Below are 20938 nucleotides of genomic sequence, written 5' to 3'. Positions count from 1 at the left end.
GTCACCGGATCAAGCAGTGCAACAGCCCATCTCCGTGCGAGTGATGACGTGAGGTCAGCGAGCCATGGACACACACGACCAGTACGGCACGAGGGGCACCGTCCTCCGTCTTCTCGCGGTCGCCGGCGCCGCCGCGCTCACCCTCACGGTCGGTCTGGTGACCCCGCTCAACCCGGCGCCCCAGCGTGCCGAGGCGAAGGACGGCAAACAGGTCCTCACGGTCGCGGTGGCGCAGAGCGTCGACTCGCTGAGCCCGTTCCTGGCGGCGCGGCTGGTCAGTACGAGCATTCACCGGCTGACGTACGAGTACCTGACCAACTACGACCCGAAGGACAACCACGCGGTCCCGGGTCTGGCCACCAAGTGGGAGCCCTCCCCCGACAAGCTCACCTGGACCTACACGATCCGCGACAACTCGAAGTGGTCGGACGGGAAGCAGGCCACCGCCGAGGACGCGGCGTGGACGTTCAACACGATGATGTCCGACGAGGGCGCGGCCACCGCGAACGGCAGCTTCGTCTCGAACTTCGAGAAGGTCACCGCGCCGAGCCCCACCAAGCTGGTCATCGAGCTGAAGAAGCCGCAGGCCACCATGGCCGCGCTGGACGTGCCGATCGTGCCGAAGCACGTCTGGGAGAAGGTCGACGACTTCTCGAAGTTCAACAACGACAAGAACTTTCCCGTGGTCGGCAACGGCCCGTTCATCCTCACGGGTTACAAGGCCGACAGCTACGTACGGCTGAAGCCCAACAAGTCGTTCTGGCGTGGGGCTCCGAAGTTCGAGGAGCTGGTCTTCAAGTACTACAAGGACGGTGACGCGGCGGTCGCGGCCCTCCAGAAGGGTGAGGTGTCGTTCGTCTCCGGCCTGACACCCGCGCAGGCCGCGGCACTGAAGAGCCAGCAGAACGTCACCGTCAACGACGCGCCCGGCCGCCGCTTCTACGCGCTCGCCACCAACCCGGGCGCGCGGGCGAAGAACGGCAAGAAGTTCGGTGACGGACACGAGTCCCTGAAGAACCAGAAGGTCCGCCGGGCGCTGTTCACGGCCGTGGACCGCGAGACCATCGTCGACAAGGTCTTCCAGGGGCACGCGGAAGAAGGCGAGGGCTATCTCCCGCCGCGCTTCTCCCCTTACTTCTGGAAACCGGCGGACGGCCAGAAGATCTCGTACGACCCTGCCAGGGCGGCGCAACTCCTCGACGAGGCCGGTTACGAGAAGAACGGCGACGGCAAGCGCGTCGGGAAGAAGGGCAAGCCGATCACCTATCGCGTTCTCTGCCACGCCACGGATCCCCAGGACAAGGCGGTCGGGAAGTACCTGCGGGAGTGGTGGGGCAAGCTCGGCATCGGGGTCTCCCTCGACTGCCGGGACAACGTGAGCGACCCCTGGCTCGCGGGCGAGTACGACCTCGCCTTCGACGGCTGGTCCGTCAACCCCGATCCCGACTTCGTCCTCTCCATCCACACCTGTGCGGCCCTCCCGGCGACGCCCAAGGACATCGGCGCGACCGACAACTTCATCTGCGACAAGAAGTTCGACGAACTGTACGGTCGGCAGCTCGCCGAGTACGACGCCACCAAGAGGGCGGAAATCGTCAAGCAGATGGAGTCGCGGCTGTACGACACCGGGTACATGAACGTCATGGCGTACCCGAACGCGGTCGAGGCCTACCGCACGGACCAGATCGCGTCGATCACGAAGATGCCCGAAGCCGCGGGCAACATCTACGGCCAGGACGGCTACTGGAGCTGGTGGTCGGCGACTCCGGCCGCCGCCAGCGAGTCCTCCGACGAGTCGAGCCAGACAGGCGTCATCATCGGCATCGTCGCGGGCGTCGTGGTCCTCGCGGGCCTCGGGGTGTTCTTCGCGATGCGCCGCCGCTCCACCGCCGAGGACCGCGAATAGGCGGACCGGCGGACCGGCGGACCGGCGGACATACAGAAATGCAGAAATGCGGGACAGCCGCATAGCCGAGAGTGGCCGAGTAGTGAGAGCCGTTCATGACCGCTGAAGCGACACCCTCGCTGGCCGGGAAGACCGGAGGCGGGAAGACCGGAGGTCCGGCCGGGGCCGGGCCGTCGGCGGCCCGCGGACCACGGGTACGCGGCACCGCGTACCCCCGGTACGTAGCCGGCAAGCTGGGCGGCGCGGCCGTCTCCCTGCTCGCCGTCCTGGTCACCAGCTTCTTCCTCTTCCGGCTGATCCCCGGCGACCCGGTGAAGTTCATGACGGGCGGGCGGCAGGTGTCGGCCGATCAACTTGCCTCGTATCGGCGGGAGTTCGGTCTCGATCTGCCGATGTGGCACCAGTTCACGGACTACTGCGGCAAGGCGCTCACCGGTGATCTCGGCACCTCCTACCAGTTCCGGGCGCCGGTCATGGACAAGATCAGCGAGGCTCTGCCGAACACGCTGCTGCTCACGGCCACGTCGTTCGTGCTCTACACGGCGATCGGTGTCTTCCTCGGCACCCGGGCCGCCTGGCGCAACGGCGGCCTCGGTGACCGCCTGAACACCGGTCTGGCGCTGATCCTCTACTCGATCCCGTCGTTCTGGCTGGGACTGCTGCTGATCATCGTCTTCTCGGTCGGGGTCGGGCCGATCCCGGGCCTCTTCCCAACGGGCGGCATGGAGTCCGGCGGCGAGGAGGGTTTCGCGTACGTCCTCGACGTCGCCCATCACCTCGTCCTACCCGTCGTGACGCTGGTGGCGGTCGAGTACGGGCAGACGCTGCTGGTCACCCGCTCAGCGCTGCTCGACGAGATGGGCAGCGACTATCTGACGACCGCGCGGGCCAAGGGACTGCGGGACGATCTCGTACGCCGTCGCCACGCGGTGCCGAACGCGCTGCTGCCGACGATGACGCTGGTCTTCATCAACCTCGGCCGGACCGTCGCGGGCGTGATCCTCATCGAGACGGTGTTCTCCTGGCCCGGTCTCGGCGGGCTCTTCTACCAGGCGCTGAGCGTGCCCGATCTGCCGCTGGTGCAGGGGCTGTTCTTCGTCTTCGCCGCGGCGGTGATCGTGATGAACACGCTCGCCGATCTGATCTATCCGCTGCTCGATCCCAGGGTGGGCCGATGACGACGACGGACCCGGACGAGCCGATGACGACGTCCGAACCGAATCCCCCGACCGCTCCCGCGGCCGCGAAGGCCGGCCCCCGCTCCCTCGCCCGGCAGCGCCGCCGCGCTTCCGCCGCCCGCTTCTGGGTCCGGTACCGCGCCCACCGCTCCGGTCTCCTCGGGCTGGCCGCGCTCGCGCTCTTCGCCCTGATCGCGCTCACCGCACCGCTGACCGTCGGCTCCGACGTACAGAGTGTGACGAACGCACCGGGGCGACCCATGGAGAGCCCGAGCCTCGACTTCCCGCTGGGCACGGACCAGTTCGGGCGCAGTCTGCTCGGCCTTGTGGTGTGGGGGTCGCGGGTCTCGCTGCTCGTGGGCCTGCTCGCGGCCGTCCTCTCGGTCGCGATCGGCGCACTCATCGGCATCACCGCCGGCCACTTCCGCGGCTGGTTCGCGACGGTGATGATGCGGGTCACGGACTGGTTCCTGGTCATGCCGACGCTGGTCCTCGCGATCGCGCTCGCGACCGTGCTGTCCCGGTCGCTGGGCACGATCATCCTGGCGATCGGTGTCACGACGTGGCCGACGACGGCACGGCTGGTGCGTGCGCAGACCCTCGCCGTGGAGTCACGGCCGTACATCGAACGCGCGAAGGCGCTGGGCGGCGGCCACTGGCACGTCATGTCCCGGCATGTGCTGCCCAATGTCATGCCGCTGGTGCTGGCGCAGACGACCCTGATCATCTCCGCCGCGATCCTCGCCGAGGCGACGCTCGCCTTCCTCGGCCTCGGCGACCCGACGGTCGTCTCCTGGGGTGGTCTGCTCCAGGACGCGCGCGAGGCGGGCGCGGTGAGCGCCGGGAAGTGGTGGTACCTCGTGCCTCCCGGTATCGCGATCGCCGTGGTGGCCCTCGCCTTCACCCTGTGCGGCCGTGCCGTCGAGTCCGTCCTCAATCCCAAGCTGGGAGTGACCCGTTGAGCGCGCCGACCGCAGAGCATCCGCCTACCGCCGAGCACCTGCTGGACGTACGGAACCTCGAAGTGACGTACGCCGGCGGGGTGGCCGCCGTGCGCGGCGTGAACCTCACTGTGGACGCCGGTCAGAAGGTCGGCATCGCCGGCGAGTCGGGCTGCGGAAAGTCCACGCTGGCGCTCGCGCTGCTGCGGCTGCTGCCGGCGGGGGCCCGCGTGAGCGGGGAGATCCTCCTCGACGGCGAGGACGTACTGGCCATGAAGTGGGGGCGGGTACGGGCGGTCCGCTGGGCCGGTGCCTCGATCGTCTTCCAGGGCGCGATGCACTCACTCAACGCCGTGCACCGCGTCGGGGACCAGATCGCCGAGCCGATCCTGCTGCACCGGAAGGCCGGGGCGGCGGGGGCGCGCAGGCGGACCGGCGAACTCCTGGAGCAGGTGGGTCTGCCGGCTGCGCGTGCGTCCGCGTATCCGCACGAGTTGTCCGGCGGTCAGCGTCAGCGCGTGATGATCGCCATGGCCCTGGCCTGTGATCCCCGCCTGGTCATCGCCGACGAGCCGACCACCGCGCTCGACGTGATGATCCAGGCACAGATCCTGCGGCTCATCCAGCAGCTCGTCTCCGAACAGGAACTGGGCCTCGTCATGATCAGCCACGACCTGGCGGTCCTGTCCGACACCTGCGACCGGCTCGCGGTGATGTACGCGGGGCGGGTGGTCGAGGAGGGGCCCGCCCGGCAGGTGTACGAGGACGCCCGGCACCCCTACGGGCAGGCGCTGTCGGCGGCCTTCCCGCGGATCGGGGACGCCGGGTCCCGGTTCGCTCCGCGCGGGCTGCCCGGAGATCCGCCCGATCCGTCCGCGCTGCCGTCCGGCTGCGCCTTCCACCCGCGGTGCGCGGTGGCGCTCGACTCGTGCGCCACGGAGGACCAGGCGCTGCGGGCGGCCGCCCCGAACCGCCGGGCGGCCTGCGTGCACGTGGACGCGGGTCGAGTGGATCCTGCCGGACCGGCACGACCGGCAGGACCGGCCGAGCTTGCGGGTCATGTGGATCCTGCCGGTCCCGTGCCTGCGGGACCTGGCGGGCCGGCGGATCCTGCCGGGTCCGCCGGACCCTTGGCGGAAGACGCGAGGAGCACTCCATGACGACAGCCGAGACGGTTTCCTCGGTGTCCCCGGCTTCCTCCTCCGCTCCGCTGTTGAGCGCCGAGGGCCTCCAGGTCTCCTTTCCCGCCCGGCGCGGGGACGCCGCCCGGGCTCGTGCCGTGGACGGTGTGGACCTCGACATCCGGCCCGGCGAGATCGTCGCGCTGGTCGGCGAGTCGGGCTGCGGCAAGACGACCCTGGCGCGCTCGCTCCTCGGTCTCGTCCCGCCGACGGCGGGCCGGGTCACCTTCGCGGGCCGGCCGCTCGACTACTCCTCACGCGCCCTCAAGGCGTACCGCAAGCGTGTCCAGCTGGTACTCCAGGACCCGAGCGGCTCGCTCAACCCCCGGCACACGGTGTACGACGCGGTGGCGGAGGGGCTACGCATCCACGCGTACGCGGGCGACGAGCGCGAGGCGGTGTCGACAGCCCTCTCGCGGGCCGGACTCCGACCACCCGAGCGGTTCTTCCTGCGCTATCCGCACGAGCTCTCCGGCGGTCAGCGCCAGCGTGTCGTCATCGCGGGCGCGCTCGTCCTGGAGCCCGAACTCATCGTCGCGGACGAGCCGGTGGCCTCGCTGGACGCGTCGGTACGCGGCGAGATCCTGGCCCTGCTGCTGCGGCTCCGCTCCGAACTCGGCCTGTCCGCCCTGGTGGTGACCCACGACCTGGGGCTCGCGTGGAACATCGCGGACCGGGTCGCGGTGATGTACCTGGGCCGGATCATCGAGACGGGGCGGTGGAGGACGTGCTGAGCGCCCCTCAACACCCTTACACACAGGCCTTGTTGTCAGTCCTGCCCGAGGCCCCCGGTGATCCGGTCCTGCTGACCGGCGAGCCTCCGGACCCTTCCCGCATCTCGCCGGGCTGCCGCTTCCACGCGCGCTGCCAGATCCTGGCGGACGGCGAGGCCGAACGCGCCGGAGTCGCGGACGCGTGCCGAGGGGAGGACCTGCCTGTACTGGACGGCGGCGGCGGTTCCCAGGTCGCATGCCACTGGGCCCGGGCCAAGGCCGAGAAGGCCGAGGCGTCAGCCGCGCCCCGCTAGGAGCGCCCCATCAAGGGCGCCCTGCCAGGGGTGCCCTGTCAGGGGCGCGGGGAACTGAGCGACCAGCCCCCCACGGACCCACAGCCGAACACACCACAGGCCGCTCACCACCGGCCGCTCACCCCGGAAAGCTCACCCCAGGCGGCTCACCGCAGGCACCTAACCGTGTTGCCCACCGTCGTACGCCTCGATGAGCTCCGTAGAGCGCTTGACGTCGTCCGAGATCGCCTCCAGCAGCGCCTCGATGGAGTCGAACTTCGCCTGCCCACGCACAAAGGCGAGGAAGTCGACGGCCACATGCAGACCGTACAGATCGAGGCCCACGCGATCGATGGCGTACGCCTCGACCGTGCGCTCGGTCCCGTCGAACTGCGGGTTCGTGCCGACGGAGATCGCGGCGGGCATCGCCTCGCCCTGCGTGTGCAGCCAACCCGCGTAGACGCCGTCGGCGGGGATCGCGGTGTGCGGGAGCGTCTCGACGTTGGCGGTGGGGAAACCGAGTTCGCGGCCGCGCTGGGCGCCACGGACGACGACGCCCTCGACGCGGTGCGGGCGGCCCAGGATCTCCCGGGCCCCTTCGACCTCTCCCTCGACAACCAGCCGCCGGGTGAGAGTCGAGGAGAAGGGCTCGCCGCCGCCGGCCTCGCCGGTCACGTAGAGGTCCACCACGTCGACCTCGAAGTCGTACGTCTTGCCCTGCTCGGTGAGGAAGGCGACGTTGCCGGCGGCCTTGTGGCCGAAGCGGAAGTTGGGACCCTCGACGACGGTCTTGGCGTGCAGCTTGTCGACGAGGACCTTCACCACGAATTCGGCGGGCGACAGCTTCGAGAACTCGGTCGTGAAGGGCAGGATGAGCAGCGCGTCCACGCCCAGTTCGGCCATCAGCTCGGCACGGCGGTGGTGCGGGGCGAGCAGGGGCGGGTGGCTGCCGGGGCGGACGACCTCGCTCGGGTGCGGGTCGAACGTGACGACGACGGATGGAACACCCAGCCCACGTGCCCGTTCCACCGCATGGCTGATGATCAGCTGGTGCCCGCGGTGGACGCCGTCGTACGAGCCGATGGTGACGACGCTGCGCCCCCAGTCCTGGGGGATGTCCGCCAAGCCACGCCAGCGCTGCACTGTGACCGCTCCTCGTCGAACCTGTGTCCGTGTCTGCCTCATACGCAGCTCTAAGGGTGCCATGCCGCGTCCTCTCGGCCCGCATCGGCATGGACCCTGTGACCGGCGGCACGTGACGGCGGCGGGAACCACGGGGTCACACCGGGACCCGCGCCCCCGCGAGGTTCTCGATCGTGCGGCCCGCACCGGGTCCCACCACAGCGTTCCAGTCTTCGGGCATGGCAATCAGCCACCGAGTGACGAGCGCGGCGAAGCCGGGGACCCGGCGGCCGAGATCGACGAGGGCACGGTCGCAACGGGTGGCGCCGTCCGGGGTGCGCACGAGCCTGGACGCCGCTCCACGACATCGCCAACGAGGGCGGCGACGCGGCGGGCCAGCGCCGGTGTCGTGACCTCGGCGAGCGCGCACAGCACCTTGCCGTCGTCCGATTCCCGCAGACGGTCGTGGAACGCGGCGAGCACCGGCTCCGGGTGCGTCGCCAGCGCGGCGCCGAGCGCGCTCGCGGGCAGCCGCGGGTCGGCGGCCCTGAACCTGGCCAGGGCCTGCGGCAGATGGCGGTCCCGCGTGTGCGGATCAAGGACCAGAACTGCCAGGGCACTCCCGTGCAGTGTGCAGTCGCCGGGCCTGGCGAGCAGGGCGAGTGCGGCGCGGCGCAGCAGTTCCCGGTCGGCCTGGGTGCGTACGTGCGGAACGGCCCGCAGCCCGTATGCCGCCGCCATCGTCCGCCGGGCCGGGCGCTCGTCGTGCGCCCAGCGGTCGACCGCGCAGCAGAGCGCGGCGGGCTCCTCCTCCGCGAGAACGTCCAGCAGCTCGTCCGCGCGGGCGTGTCCGCTGTCGGCCAGCGCCTCGGTGAGGTCGTCCGGGGCGCGGTGCCGGTGGGTGTGCAGAAGGACCTGGGCGGCGGTCGCGACGGTGGCGTCGGGGGTCGCGGGCAGCGGGCGGTCGTCGTCGAACCAGTGGGTGAGGTTCGGCTGCACGCCGGCCGGGTCGGCGACCAGGAGCTCGGACACGGCGTCCAGGTAGCGCGGTTCGGTGGCGGGCGGCGCCTCGTCCGCCACGACGAGACGCCGCAGCAGATCGAAGCGGTGGGCCTGCGGCAGGGGCAGCGCACGCCAGAAACCGGGCCCGAACTCCCGCGGCACGAACCGCCCTTCGGCTCGCCACGTCACCACACGCTCGGCGAGGTGCCGCAGCACCCCGAGATACGGGGTCGCGTCAAGCACCCGGAGCAGCACGCCACTGAGGAGCCGGGTGGCCCACCAGGCCCCGGCTTCGACCCCGGCGTCGGCGTCGGCGTTGGCATCGGCATCGGCATCGGTCCTGGTATCGCCATCACCTCTGACTCCAGACCCGGCCCCGACCCCTGCACCGGCACCGGCACCGGCACCGGCACCGGCACCGGCACCGGCGACGAACCCGTCGACCGCGTGGAGCAGTTCGCGCAGGCGGAGGGTGAGTTGGTCGCCCCCTTGTTGACGCGGCAGGAGAAGCAGGGCCCGCAGTACGGAGCCGACGCGGTGGCGGGGGACGATGAGCTGGCCGGGCCCATCCGGGCGCTCGGGGCCATGCTGGTGCGTCAGTGCCCCGAGTGCCGTGTCCAGGTCGAGGTGCATTCCCTGGATCCAGTCGGCGAACTCCTCGTGGGCGAAGCGATAGCCGTCCCCGGCCGGCACGAGCAGGCCCTCGGTGAGCACGGCGGAGGCCCACCCGGAACAGCCGCCCAGCCGCCGGTCGGGCACCGGACCCCACGGGAACAGGGTTTCGAACGCCGCACGGTCCAGCTCCCCCTCCCCCGGGCCCAGACAACGTCTCGCCGCCACGTGCACCTGCCCGGAAACCCTGGCCGCGAGGCGACGCACCGCCCTGCCACGCAGCCCGTTCGCCGCCGCGAGCCGGACGGCCACTCGCAGGCACATCAGATCGAGGTACGCGGCGAAGACCTCGTCCCGCTCCACCTTCCCGGGCGGGGCGGCGGACAGCGCGGCCCGCACCTCCGACAGAAGCCGCAACGTCAGAGGGTGCCGCGCGTCGGCCCCGCCCAGGGCTTTCTCCGGGATGCCGTACCGGTCCCGGGCCTCGCGCGCCTCGTCCTCCTCCAGATCCCCGAGGCGTACGCAGGCGGGAAACCCACCGGGCGCCTCGCTCTCGCCCCCGCCCCCGGCCTCGCCCCACCGCGGCCCGTACAGCAGTTCCCGCGGAAACTCCGCCCCCGCCCGCTCCCAGTACTCGTCCCGGCAGGCCACGACGAGGCGTACTCCGTGCTCCCGCAGCCAGTCGGCGGTACCGGCGGCCCACTTGGGCAGGCGGTGGGCGAGGCCCGGCGGCATTTCCTCAGGGCTGTCGAGGAGGAGCAGGAGGGGCCTCCCGGCCTCCCCGGCGAGGCGGGCCAGCCGCTCGGGACCGATGTCTCCCAGCGCGCCAGGCGCAGGTACCGGCGCAGACGCAGGTACAGATACAGACGAAGGCGCTGCCGCCACGATCCGCCCCGCCCGTTCCAGCGCCCGCCGGGCCGCGTCGGCCACCGACGCGTCGGTGGCCAGCAGATCGGCTCCGCGCAACCACAGGGTCGGAGCCGGTTCCGCGCCTTGGTTACGCCGGGCGGCCAGGGCCGCGAGTTCCGTCGTACGGCCGCTTCCCGGGGCGCCGACGAGCCCGAGGACGCCATACGGGCCTTCGGTGAAAGCGGTGAACTCCCGTACCACCGCGGATCGTTCGACAGGAGGGGCCCCACCGGAGCCCGGCGGTGTCGCGACGGTGCCCGTCAGTTCCAGCACGCCCGCCAGATTGAGGTCGTCCCCGTACCCGGGCACGGTCGCGGCATTGCGGACCAGCAGTTCGGCGAGCGGACAGCCGGGAGCCGTGGGGCTCGCGGACAGCGGCACGGCCAAGCCCCCGACCTGTCGGCCGGAGTGAAGTGCCGTGCCCAGGACGGCGATCACCGCACCGGTGGCCGCGTCGATCACCGGTCCCCCGGCAGCCCCGCCCCCGAGCCGCAGCGCGTCGCTGCCGGCCGTACCGATCGCCAGTTCCACTGCGGCGTCGAGGAGATGGAAGCGGTCGGTCGCCGTGTACGTCACCACGGACGAGCCCAGTACGCGGGCTTCCCGCCAGCCGCCCGCCGCGATCCGGACGTACGTGCCGGTCTCCACGGAGTCCCGGACGGTGATCGGAAGTGGGTCGAGCCCGGGACCGAGACCGTCACAGTGGACGAGGGCGAGGCCGAGGGCCGGCAGAACGGTGACCGAGTCCGCCGTGACCAGGCAGGTACGGTCCCCGGTGGACGCGTACAGGACGAGGTGGGAGAGGCCGTCCACCGCCTCGTGGCTGGTGACGACCGTGCCGAGGTGATCCGCGACGAAACCGGTACCGCGCGGCCGCCCGGCCGGATCATGGAGCCGCACCAGGGCCCGGTCCGGCGTCTCCCCGCCCCGGACCCGCGCTTCCCCGCCCCTATACCGCGCCTCCCCGACCGGACCCGGTGCCTCCCCGCCGCGGACCCGCGCTTCCGCGACCGGACCCGGCGTCTCCCGGGCATCGGGCGGCGTCTGATGACGGCCCCCGGCCCGCGGGCCCTGTACCGCCATGCTCGAACCTCCCCGCCGCGCGCGCCGTACCGTGCTTTCGGCGCTTCGATTTCCGACGGTATGGGCGAGGTGATCGGACGCGACAGATCCCGAGCCGAACAAGCCCCCTTCCACTCCCCCGGTTCACTCCGAGCGCCTGCCCGGACGGGTGAATACACGAGGGTGGATGGATACACCCTTGGGTGGGGGAACCGAGGGGGACGGTGGAGCGGCGCACACAGGCGACCGGCGTGAACGCCGCTCCACCGCGGACGGTCAGCCGAAGACCGCGAGGCTCTTGGCCTTGCCCTTCTGCTCCTCCACCAGCGCCAGGAACCGTCCCTCGGGATCGAACACCCCGACGGCTCCGGCCCCGGTGTACTCCTCGGGCATCTCCAGCCGCACGCCGTTCGTCAGCAGCTGCGCGCGCTTCGTGTCCACGTTCCAGCGGGGGAACGCGGTCGTGGCGGCCTCCGCCACCGGCATCACGGTCAGCTCCTCCTGGAGCTGGTCGAGGGTGCGGGCGGAGTCGAGCTTGTACGGGCCCACGCGGGTGCGTCGCAGCGCCGTCAGATGACCGCCGACACCGAGGTCGGCGCCCAGGTCACGGGCGAGCGCACGGATGTACGTACCGGACGAGCACACCACCGAGACGATCAGGTCCAGCACGGGCGTACCGTCCTCGGCGACCGCGTCCCGGACGTCGTACACGGCGAACGACGCGATCCGCACCGGCCGGGCCGGGATCTCGAAGTCCTCGCCCTCGCGCGCCCGCTTGTACGAGCGCACGCCGTTGATCTTGATGGCGCTGACCTTGGACGGCACCTGCATGATGTCGCCGCTGAGCTTGGCGATCCCGGCGTCGACGGCGTCCCTGGTCACCTTGGAGGCGTCGGCCGACGAGGTGAGGTCGCCCTCGGCGTCGTCCGTCAGAGTGTTCTGCCCGAGCCGGATGGTGCCCAGGTACTCCTTCTCGGTCAGTGCGAGATGACCGAGGAGCTTGGTCGCCTTCTCGACGCCGAGGACGAGCACGCCCGTCGCCATGGGGTCGAGGGTGCCCGCGTGTCCGACGCGGCGGGTCTTGGCGATCCCGCGCATCTTGGCGACCACGTCGTGCGAAGTGAAGCCCGACGGCTTGTCGACAATGACAAGGCCGTCGGGCGTCTTCTGCTTCTGCGTCATTTAGCGGCGTCGCCGTCCGTATCGTCACCGTCGGTCTCATCGCCGTCGGTCTCATCGCCGTCGGTGTCGTCGTCCTCGGGCTTCTTGTACGGGTCGGCCTCACCGGCGAAGGCGGCGCCGGCCGAGACCTCGCGGACCTTGGCGTCCGAGGCCCGTGCCTTGTCGAGCAGGTCCTCGATGGTCTTGGCGGTGTCCGGCAGGGCATCCGCCACGAAGGCGAGCGTCGGGGTGAACTTCACGCCCGCGGCCGCGCCGACCGCCGAGCGGAGTACGCCCTTGGCGCTCTCCAGGCCCGCGGCGGCTTCCGCGCGCTGTTCGTCGTCCCCGTACACCGTGTAGAAGACGGTCGCCTCCCGGAGGTCCCCGGTGACCCGGGTGTCCGTGATGGTCACATGCGAACCGAGCCGCGGGTCCTTGATCCCACGCTGCAGCTTCTTGGCAACCACCTCTTGGATGAGGTCCGCCAGCCTCTTCGCCCGCGCGTTGTCGGCCACTGGTCCGTCTCCCTCTTATCTGCTGATCCGTGTACGGCCGATCCACGTCGCCGCACGCTCATTCGTCGTCTTCTCCGTGCAGCCGCCGTCGCACCGACAGCAGCTCCACCTCGGGGCGCCCGGCGACCAGACGCTCGCACCGGTCCAGTACGTCGGTCAGGTGCCCGGTGTCCCCGGAGACCACCGCCAGTCCGATGACGGCCCTGCGGTGGAGATCCATGTGCTCCACCTCCGCCGCGCTCACCGCGTACTTGCGTTGGAGTTCGGCGACGATCGGGCGGACGACGGAGCGTTTCTCCTTCAGTGACCGTACGTCGCCGAGGAGGAGGTCGAAGGACAGAGTCCCCACGTACATATGTGTGTCCGGATGTCCCGCCGGTACGGGGTAGGTGGCCCGGCCAAGCTCTTGGCGGGACACCAGAACGGTACCTCGAACCCCTGGTGCCGCTCGACGGAGTTTCGCCCCCGCCGCCCCTTCCCATCCCGACCTCGGGGCCAGCCCCCGAACCCCCGCTCCTCAAACGCCGGAGAGGCTGGAAGACCAGCCCGTCCGGCGTTTGAGGACGAGGCCGTCCAGGCCGACAGCGGGGGTCTGGGGGCGCAGCCCCCAGGGTCGGGACGGGTAGGGGCGGCGGGGGCGAAAACCCCCGTGTGGGGCCGGCCGACAGGAACCAGTTCCCGTCGGCCGACCCCACACGGTCAAGCCAAGCCGCAGGCGCTACGCGCGCGGCTTCTCGCGCATCTCGTACGTCGCGATGACGTCGTCGATCTTGATGTCGTTGAAGTTTCCGAGGTTGATACCGCCCTCGTACCCTTCGCGGATCTCGGTGACATCGTCCTTGAAGCGACGCAGACCGGAGATGTTGAGGCTCTCCGCGATGACCTTGCCATCACGCAGCAAGCGCGCCTTGGTGTTGCGCTTGACCTCGCCGGAGCGGACCAGCACACCGGCGATGTTGCCCAGCTTGGACGAGCGGAAGACCTCGCGGATCTCCGCCGTGCCGAGCTCGACCTCTTCGTACTCCGGCTTGAGCATGCCCTTGAGGGCCGCTTCGATCTCCTCGATGGCCTGGTAGATCACCGAGTAGTAGCGGACGTCGACGCCCTCGCGCTCCGCCATCTGCGCCGCGCGGCCCGCAGCGCGGACGTTGAAGCCGATGACGATGGCGTCGGATCCGGTCGCCAGGTCGATGTCCGACTCGGTGACCGCACCCACACCGCGGTGCAGGACGCGGATGTCGACCTCTTCGCCGACGTCGAGCTGGAGCAGCGAGGACTCGAGAGCCTCCACCGAACCGGACGCGTCGCCCTTGATGATGAGGTTGAGTTCCTGCACCAGACCGGCCTTGAGGGCCTCGTCCAGGTTCTCCAGGGAGAACCGGACTCCGCGCCGGGCGAAGTTGGCGTTGCGCTCACGCGCCGCGCGCTTCTCGGCGATCTGGCGGGCCGTACGGTCCTCGTCGACGACGAGGAAGTTGTCGCCGGCACCCGGGACGTTGGTGAGACCGAGGACGAGGACCGGAGTCGAGGGACCCGCCTCTTCCACGTTGTCGCCCTTGTCGTCGAGCATCGCGCGGACACGGCCGTACGCGTCGCCGACCACCATGGTGTCGCCGACCCGCAGGGTGCCTCGCTGGACCAGGACGGTCGCGACGGCGCCGCGGCCCTTGTCCAGGTGGGACTCGATCGCAATACCCTGCGCGTCCTGCTCCGGGTTGGCCCGCAGGTCGAGCGAGGCGTCCGCGGTGAGGACCACGGCCTCCAGCAGGCTCTCGATGTTGAGGCCCTGCTTGGCGGAGATGTCGACGAACATCGTGTCGCCGCCGTACTCCTCGGCCACCAGACCGAACTCGGTGAGCTGACCGCGCACCTTGGTCGGGTCGGCGCCCTCGACGTCGATCTTGTTGACCGCGACCACGACCGGCACACCGGCCGCCTTGGCGTGGTTCAACGCCTCGATCGTCTGGGGCATCACACCGTCGTTGGCCGCCACCACGAGGATCGCGATGTCGGTCGACTTGGCACCACGGGCACGCATGGCGGTGAACGCCTCGTGGCCCGGGGTGTCGATGAAGGTGATGCGACGCTCTGCTTCGTTGACGACGGTCGCGACCTGGTAGGCACCGATGTGCTGGGTGATGCCACCGGCCTCGCCCGCGACGACGTTCGTCTTGCGGATGGTGTCGAGGAGTCGGGTCTTACCGTGGTCGACGTGACCCATGACGGTCACGACCGGCGGACGCGCGACGAGGAACTCCTCGCCACCCTCGTCCTCGCCGAACTCGATGTCGAAGGACTCGAGCAGCTCGCGGTCCTCCTCCTCGGGACTGACGATCTCAAGGACGAAGTTCATCTCGTCCGCGAGGAGCTTCAGCGTCTCGTCGGAGACGGACTGCGTGGCAGTGACCATCTCGCCGAGGTTCATCATCACGCCGACGAGCGACGCCGGGTTGGCGCCGATCTTCTCGGCGAAGTCGGTGAGCGAGGCACCGCGCGACAGGCGGACGGACTGTCCGTTGCCGCGAGGCAGCATGACGCCGCCGACCGACGGGGCCTGCATGGCCTCGTACTCCTGGCGCCTCTGCCGCTTCGACTTGCGACCGCGACGCGCGGGACCACCGGGGCGGCCGAAGGCGCCCTGTGTGCCACCACGGGCACCCGGACCACCGGGACGACCGCCGAAGCCGGGACGGCCACCGCCACCACCGGGACCACCCGGACGACCGGCGAAACCGCCACCACCACCGGGACGACCGGCGAAACCGCCGCCACCGCCACCGGGACCACTGGGACGACCGGCGAAGCCGCCGCCGCCACCACCGGGACGACCGCCACCGGCGCCGGCACCGCCGGGACGACCGCCACCGGCACCAGGACCGCGGCCACCGGGGCCACCGCCGCCGGGACGCGGGCCGGCAGCCGGACGCTGCGGCATCATGCCGGGGTTGGGACGGTTTCCGCCGGGACCGCCGCCGGGACGCGGAGCGCCACCGGGACCGCCCTGCGGACGGGGCATACCGCCCGGAGTGGGACGGGCACCGCCGGGACCGCCGCCGGGACGCGGGGCGCCACCGGGGCCGCCCTGCGGACGGGGACCACGGTCCTGGCCCGCGCCCTGGGGACGCGGGGCGCCACCCGGAGCACCGGAACCACCAGGTCCGCCGGGGCCCGGACGGGCGCCGCCCGGACGAGGCGTCTGCGGACGCGCCATGCCGGTGGAGCCACCGGAGGTGAACGGGTTGTTACCCGGACGCGGGCCGGCGGGACGACCACCGGGACGCGTGCCCTGGCCGCTGGGACGCGGGGCGCCCTGACGGTCACCACGGTCGCCGCCACGGTCACTGCGCTCGCCGCGACCCTGACCGGGACCGCCCTGACCGCCCTGACCGCCCTGTGCGGGACCGGCCGGACGGACACCGGGCTTCGGGGCGCCGGGACGGGCACCGCTCGGACGCGGGTTCGCGGCCGGGGCCGGGGCCGGGGTCACCGGAGCGGCGGGAGCCTCGGGGGGCGCCGTGAACTCGGGCGCTGCCGGAGCCGGAGACGCCGGAGCGGGCTTCGGCGCGGGCCTGGGGCCCGGCGTCGGACGCGTGCCGGAGGCCGGAGCCGCCGGTGCTGCCGAATCCGCGGGGCTCTCGGCCTCGGCCGGCTTCGGGGACGGCGGGCGCGGGGCTGCCGGACGGGCAGCCTGCGCCGGAGAGGGGCCGGCCGGCCTGGCGGGCGCGGCCTTGCGCGGGGCGGGCTTGCCGCCGCCGTTGCCCTGCTGGAGGGCGTCAGTCAGTTTGCGTACTACGGGCGCCTCGATCGTCGAGGACGCCGAACGGACGAATTCACCGAGTTCTTGGAGCTTGGCCATGACGACCTTGCTCTCCACCCCGAACTCCTTGGCGAGTTCGTATACCCGGACCTTAGCCACTTCGCTCCTTTTAGGTCCGGGTTGCGTCCGGACCGTCGCTACTTCATGGGCGTACTCATCGCGTGCTCATCGAGTGCTCATCGCAATCTCGACCTACTTCCAACTCGCGGGGTACCAGGGCCGCACGGGGTTCCGCGCGACTCTTCTCTTACGGTGTTGCCTGCTCAGCAACTGTCTGTCCGCTCGACGTACTGGCGCAACGCCTTTGTGTCGAGCTGACCCGGGGCACGCAGCGCCCGTGGGAACGCCCGGCGGCGAACCGCCAGGTCCAGACAGACCAGGGCGGGGTGTACATACGCACCCCGGCCGGGCAGCGTACCGCGAGGATCGGGGACGCATTCGCCCTCGGCCGCCACGGTGCGCAGCAGATCGGTCTTGGCCGCTCGCTCCCGACACCCCACACAGGTGCGTTCAGGGCATGCTCGGGCATGCGTCCGGCCAGACACTCTTAAGTCTACCTCCCTGCACCGACCTCACCCCTTCGGGGCAAGTGTCGAACAGTTGCCGCGCGTAAAAACTGTCGTGATCTAAGCCACCTGCGGCTTGGATCTATTCCCGGTCGCTCCCGGCCACTCCCGGTCGCTCCCGGCCACTCCCGGTCGCTCCCGGTCGCTCCCCTGACCGGTCGTCCGGCCGGTCACCCTCCTGATCACCCGGCTGCTCGGTGTCCGGGCGGATGTCGATGCGCCAGCCGGTCAGACGGGCGGCGAGCCGGGCGTTCTGCCCTTCCTTGCCGATCGCCAGCGACAGCTGGTAGTCGGGGACCGTCACGCGCGCGGAGCGGGCCGCGAGGTCGACGACCTCGACCTTGGACACCCGGGCCGGGGAGAGCGCGTTGCCCACCATGTCCGCGGGGTCGTCGGACCAGTCGACGATGTCGATCTTCTCACCGTTCAGCTCGGCCATGACGTTGCGCACGCGGCCGCCCATGGGGCCGATACAGGCGCCCTTGGCGTTCAGTCCCGACCGGGTGGACCGGACGGCGATCTTCGTGCGGTGGCCGGCCTCGCGGGCGATGGCGGCGATCTCGACGGACCCGTCGGCGATCTCCGGCACCTCAAGGGCGAAGAGCTTCTTCACCAGATTGGGATGTGTACGGGAGAGCGTCACGGACGGACCGCGGACACCCTTCGCCACCCGCACGACGTACGACCGCAGCCGCATGCCGTGCTGGTACGACTCGCCGGGGACCTGCTCCTGCACCGGCAGGATGGCCTCCAGCTTGCCGATGTCGACGAGCACGTTCTTCGGGTCGCGGCCCTGCTGGACGACACCGGTGACGATGTCGCCATCACGGCCCGCGTACTCGCCGAGCGTCGCGTCGTCCTCCGCGTCCCGCAGCCGCTGCAGGATGACCTGCTTGGCGGTGGTGGCGGCGATCCGGCCGAAGTCCGACGGGGTGTCGTCGAACTCGCGCGCCTCCTGCCCCTCCTCCAGGTCGTCGGGATCCTCCTTCGCCCACACGGTCACATGACCGGTCTCCCGGTCGAGCTTCACGCGCGCGTGACGGCGGCTTCCGTCGGTGCGGTGGTAGGCGATGAGGAGGGCCGACTCGATCGCCTCGACCAGCAGGTCGAAGGAGATCTCCTTCTCCCGCACCAGGCCCCGCAGGGCACTCATGTCGATGTCCACGGCTACGCCTCCTCCTCTTCCTTCATGTCTTTCTCGTCCTTGTTGTCCTTGCGGCTGAACTCGACCTGGACGCGCGCCTTGGCGATGTCCTCGAAGGCGAGCCTCCTGGCGGTGGGCTTACGCCCCTTCACGCCGGGCACCTCCACGTCCACGCCCTCGTCGTCGACCGTGATGATCCGGGCGACCAGTTCGTCGCCCTCTCTCAGCTGGAACTTCACGAGGCGGTCGGTGGCACGTACGTAGTGACGGTGTTCCCTGAGCTCGCGCTCGGCACCGGGCGTTCCCACCTCAAGGGTGTACTCGCCCTGGCCCATGGCCTCGGTCTCGTCGAGCTTCGCCGAGAGCGCGCGGCTCACATCGGCGACAGCGTCGAGATCGGCTCCTTCGTCGGAGTCGACGACGACACGCAGCACCCGCTTGCGACCGACCGACTCCACTTCGATCTCTTCGAGGTCGAGTCCCTGGGAGCTGACGAGCGGTTCCAGGAGCTCTCGCAGCCTCTCGCTCTGGGTGGTGCTCATCCGGGTGACTCCTCGGCCGCGTGTGCTGTTGTGGGTAGGTCGCGTGTCAGGTCAAAGGGTATCCGGTCCCAGGGGGTGTTGCCGTCCACCGTGGCCCGCCGGGCAGCGGGGCGGCGCCGCTGGTGGGTGCGGGGACGGTACGCGGGTACCGTGATCAAGGGTCTGCCGCCCATTTCGTTCGTACGAGCCATTCGAGGACGTCTGCCGTGCCGTTCACCCCGCCGTCGCGCACCCCCTCGGGGCCGCGCCGAAGGAGCCTGCTCGCCGGGGCCGCCGGTGCGGGCGCCGCGCTGCTCGCCGGCTGCTCACCCTCCGACTCCTCTTCCGCGACCACCAACGGGAGTTCGCCCGCCGCCGCGCGGGCACGTGCGCGTGCTGCCCGCGACAGCGAGCGGCTCGCGGAGCGGTACGAGGCGGTGCTCGCCGCGCATCCCGCGCTGAGCGGCCGGCTGTCACCGCTGCTGGCCGAGGTCGTACTCCACGCCGAGGCGTTCGGAGGCGGCCGGCGGACGGCCCCTTCCACTTCCATGACCCCTTCCACGGGCGCTTCGGCAAGCGCTTCACCTCCCCCCTCCCCCTCTCCCGAGGTGCCCGTGTCGGAGAAGGACGCCCGCACCGAACTCGCCGCCGCCGAGCGCGAGATGGCGGACCGGTGCACGAAGGCGCTGGTGGACGTACCGGGCGAGCTGGCCCGCCTGCTGGCCTCGGTGGCGGCGGCCGGTGCTGGGCACGCGTTTTTGCTGACGGAGGACGAGAAGTGAGCGGTTCCGACAGAGCCAGAGCACAAGCGAAGACACAGGCGCAGGTAAAGGCGCAGGCAATGACACAGGCTCAGGCTCAGACGCAGGCATCCGGGAAGGCGTCGGCGGAGCTGACGGCCACTCAGGCCGCGCTCGGGGCCGAGCATGCCGCCGTGTACGGGTACGGAGTCGTGGGCGGCAGGATCCATGAGCTCCGGCGAACGGAGGCGCGGGCCGCCTACGACGCGCACCGGGCGCGCCGGAACGAGCTGGCGCGTGCCGTCCGCGACCTGGGCGGGAAGCCCGAGCCGGCGGCGGCCGCGTACGCGCTGCCGTTCCCGGTGACGGACTCGGAGTCGGCCCTGCGGCTCGCCGCCGAGCTGGAGGACCGCGTGGCCGGTGTGTACTCGGACCTCGTCCGGGCCGCGGGGGACGACCGGCGGCGCGCGGCGGCCCAGGCCCTGCGGGACGCAGCGGTGCGGGCGGTGCGCTGGCGCGGCGAGAGCGTAGCCTTCCCTGGTCTCGCAGAGCGGTCGGCCACTGCCACCACGTCGCCGAAACCGGCGCCGACACCGACCTCGTAACGCGTCCAGGGAAGGGAACGACTCGCGCATGGCTTTCGAACCGCCGCGGCGTCTGCTCAAGGCGCTCGGCGAGGCAGCACCGGGCGATGACGACTGGCTGGCGAAGCTGCCTCAGGCGGCCGAGCAGGCTGTCGCGCTACGCGGGTCGACCGTCGAGCGTGTGCAGGTCCCCGGCGGGCGCAGCAGTCTGGTGATCCTGGTACGGCTGCCCGACAGCGCCCCCGCCGTGCTGAAGCTCGCGCCGCGCCGGGCCCGCCCGGAGAGCGAACGGGCCGCGCTGGCGCACTGGGACGGCCTGGGCGCGGTACGCCTCCTGGAACCGGCCGGCCCCGAGGGCGTACTGCTCCTTGAGCGGCTGCATCCCGATGTGTCGGTGCGGTCCCTGCCGGAGGCCAGGTCGATGCTGGAGGCGGCGGGGACCCTGCGCAGGCTGTGGATCGAGCCGCCCGCGGACCATGTCTTCGAGACCGTGGCCGAGCGGACGGGACGGCAGGCCGCGGCGATGCGGGCGGGCGCCGACGAGGAGGCGGCGCCGCTGGTCGACGCCGCCCTCGCGGTCCGCGAGGAACTGCTGGCGTCGCCGCCTCAGGCACGCCTGCTGCACGGCACCTTCCGGCAGAGCAAGGTCCTGGCCGGCGAACGCAGCCCCTGGCTGGCCGTCGGGCCCGACCCCGTGGTCGGCGAGTGCGCCTTCGACCTGGCCCGGCTGGTCCGTGACCGGATCGAGGACCTGATCGCCTCCCCGTCCGGCGCCGCCACCGCCCGCCGGCGGGTGAAGCGTCTCGCGGAGTCCCTCGACGTGGATCAGGAACGGCTGCGCGGCTGGACCCTTTTCCGGGCCGTGGAGTCGGGCGTACGGGCCCGGCGCGTGGGCCGGTCACAGGACGCCGAGCTGCTGCTGGAGCTCGCCGCGTGGCTCTAGAGCCCGAGGGGCTCACTCCGAGGGTGGC

16 protein-coding genes and 1 pseudogene are annotated in these 20938 nt (G+C 71.2%); 8 read left to right on the top strand and 9 right to left on the bottom strand.

The annotated features are described in order from the left end of the window. Nucleotides 1-64 precede the first annotated feature (64 nt). From AB0D14_RS11035 to AB0D14_RS11015, 5 genes and pseudogenes are all read left to right on the top strand, one after another. Nucleotides 65-1906: an ABC transporter substrate-binding protein gene (locus tag AB0D14_RS11035; protein ID WP_362776971.1), complete on the top strand. Its 1842-nt coding sequence runs from the start codon at nucleotides 65-67 to the stop codon at nucleotides 1904-1906. Between the two features lie 95 nt (nucleotides 1907-2001). Further along, nucleotides 2002-3084 (top strand): ABC transporter permease, encoded by a 1083-nt coding sequence (locus AB0D14_RS11030; protein ID WP_362776969.1) that lies wholly within the window; start codon nucleotides 2002-2004, stop codon nucleotides 3082-3084. A gap of 23 nt (nucleotides 3085-3107) precedes the next feature. Continuing rightward, nucleotides 3108-4046 carry an ABC transporter permease gene (locus tag AB0D14_RS11025; RefSeq protein ID WP_362777050.1) on the top strand — a complete coding sequence of 313 codons (939 nt, stop codon included), beginning with the start codon at nucleotides 3108-3110 and terminating at the stop codon, nucleotides 4044-4046. After that, entirely contained in the window at nucleotides 4043-5185 is a 1143-nt protein-coding gene (locus AB0D14_RS11020; RefSeq protein ID WP_362776966.1) for an ABC transporter ATP-binding protein, read from the top strand. The genes AB0D14_RS11025 and AB0D14_RS11020 overlap by 4 nt, the downstream gene beginning before the upstream one ends. Continuing rightward, a pseudogene (locus AB0D14_RS11015) lies at nucleotides 5182-6233 on the top strand (ABC transporter ATP-binding protein). The gene AB0D14_RS11020 and the pseudogene AB0D14_RS11015 overlap by 4 nt, the downstream one beginning before the upstream one ends. 159 nt (nucleotides 6234-6392) lie before the next feature. Here AB0D14_RS11015 and AB0D14_RS11010 read toward each other — a convergent pair. The 9 genes from AB0D14_RS11010 to rimP all read right to left on the bottom strand — a co-directional run bounded on the left by AB0D14_RS11010 (nucleotide 6393) and on the right by rimP (nucleotide 18664). Further along, nucleotides 6393-7355 carry a bifunctional riboflavin kinase/FAD synthetase gene (locus AB0D14_RS11010; RefSeq protein WP_362776964.1) on the bottom strand — a complete coding sequence of 321 codons (963 nt, stop codon included), beginning with the start codon at nucleotides 7353-7355 and terminating at the stop codon, nucleotides 6393-6395. 225 nt (nucleotides 7356-7580) lie between these two features. Continuing rightward, complete coding sequence (locus AB0D14_RS11005; protein WP_362776961.1) at nucleotides 7581-10757, bottom strand: trypsin-like peptidase domain-containing protein; 3177 nt, start codon at nucleotides 10755-10757, stop codon at nucleotides 7581-7583. Between the two features lie 438 nt (nucleotides 10758-11195). Next, nucleotides 11196-12101 (bottom strand): tRNA pseudouridine(55) synthase TruB, encoded by a 906-nt coding sequence (gene truB / locus AB0D14_RS11000; RefSeq protein ID WP_362776959.1) that lies wholly within the window; start codon nucleotides 12099-12101, stop codon nucleotides 11196-11198. Further along, nucleotides 12098-12595 carry a 30S ribosome-binding factor RbfA gene (gene rbfA, locus AB0D14_RS10995; protein ID WP_362776957.1) on the bottom strand — a complete coding sequence of 166 codons (498 nt, stop codon included), beginning with the start codon at nucleotides 12593-12595 and terminating at the stop codon, nucleotides 12098-12100. The genes truB and rbfA overlap by 4 nt, the downstream gene beginning before the upstream one ends. Nucleotides 12596-12653: 58 nt before the next feature. Next, nucleotides 12654-12950 (bottom strand): DUF503 domain-containing protein, encoded by a 297-nt coding sequence (locus AB0D14_RS10990; RefSeq protein ID WP_328493632.1) that lies wholly within the window; start codon nucleotides 12948-12950, stop codon nucleotides 12654-12656. Nucleotides 12951-13313: 363 nt separating this feature from the next. Beyond that, nucleotides 13314-16511, bottom strand: a complete 3198-nt coding sequence (gene infB, locus AB0D14_RS10985; protein WP_362776954.1) for a translation initiation factor IF-2 — start codon at nucleotides 16509-16511, stop codon at nucleotides 13314-13316. 164 nt (nucleotides 16512-16675) lie between these two features. Further along, complete coding sequence (locus AB0D14_RS10980) at nucleotides 16676-16957, bottom strand: YlxR family protein (protein ID WP_362776953.1); 282 nt, start codon at nucleotides 16955-16957, stop codon at nucleotides 16676-16678. 103 nt (nucleotides 16958-17060) lie between these two features. Next, nucleotides 17061-18143 carry a transcription termination factor NusA gene (gene nusA, locus AB0D14_RS10975; RefSeq protein ID WP_362776952.1) on the bottom strand — a complete coding sequence of 361 codons (1083 nt, stop codon included), beginning with the start codon at nucleotides 18141-18143 and terminating at the stop codon, nucleotides 17061-17063. Nucleotides 18144-18145: 2 nt separating this feature from the next. Continuing rightward, a complete protein-coding gene (rimP, locus tag AB0D14_RS10970) occupies nucleotides 18146-18664 on the bottom strand; it encodes a ribosome maturation factor RimP (protein ID WP_362776950.1) in 519 nt (172 codons plus the stop codon). 206 nt (nucleotides 18665-18870) lie between these two features. On the opposite strand from rimP, the gene AB0D14_RS10965 reads away from it, so the two are divergent. The 3 genes from AB0D14_RS10965 to AB0D14_RS10955 are packed head-to-tail and all read left to right on the top strand — an operon-like array spanning nucleotide 18871 to nucleotide 20910. Then, nucleotides 18871-19425 (top strand): hypothetical protein, encoded by a 555-nt coding sequence (locus tag AB0D14_RS10965; RefSeq protein ID WP_362776948.1) that lies wholly within the window; start codon nucleotides 18871-18873, stop codon nucleotides 19423-19425. Between the two features lie 59 nt (nucleotides 19426-19484). Continuing rightward, complete coding sequence (locus AB0D14_RS10960; protein ID WP_362776946.1) at nucleotides 19485-19988, top strand: ferritin-like domain-containing protein; 504 nt, start codon at nucleotides 19485-19487, stop codon at nucleotides 19986-19988. 28 nt (nucleotides 19989-20016) lie between these two features. Further along, nucleotides 20017-20910 (top strand): aminoglycoside phosphotransferase family protein, encoded by an 894-nt coding sequence (locus tag AB0D14_RS10955; RefSeq protein WP_362776943.1) that lies wholly within the window; start codon nucleotides 20017-20019, stop codon nucleotides 20908-20910. Nucleotides 20911-20938: the final 28 nt, after the last annotated feature.

Source organism: Streptomyces sp. NPDC048484 (assembly GCF_040651415.1).
Taxonomy (GTDB): domain Bacteria; phylum Actinomycetota; class Actinomycetes; order Streptomycetales; family Streptomycetaceae; genus Streptomyces.
Note: the sequence above shows the minus strand (reverse complement) of the source record. Positions and strands in the feature narration are given on the sequence as shown.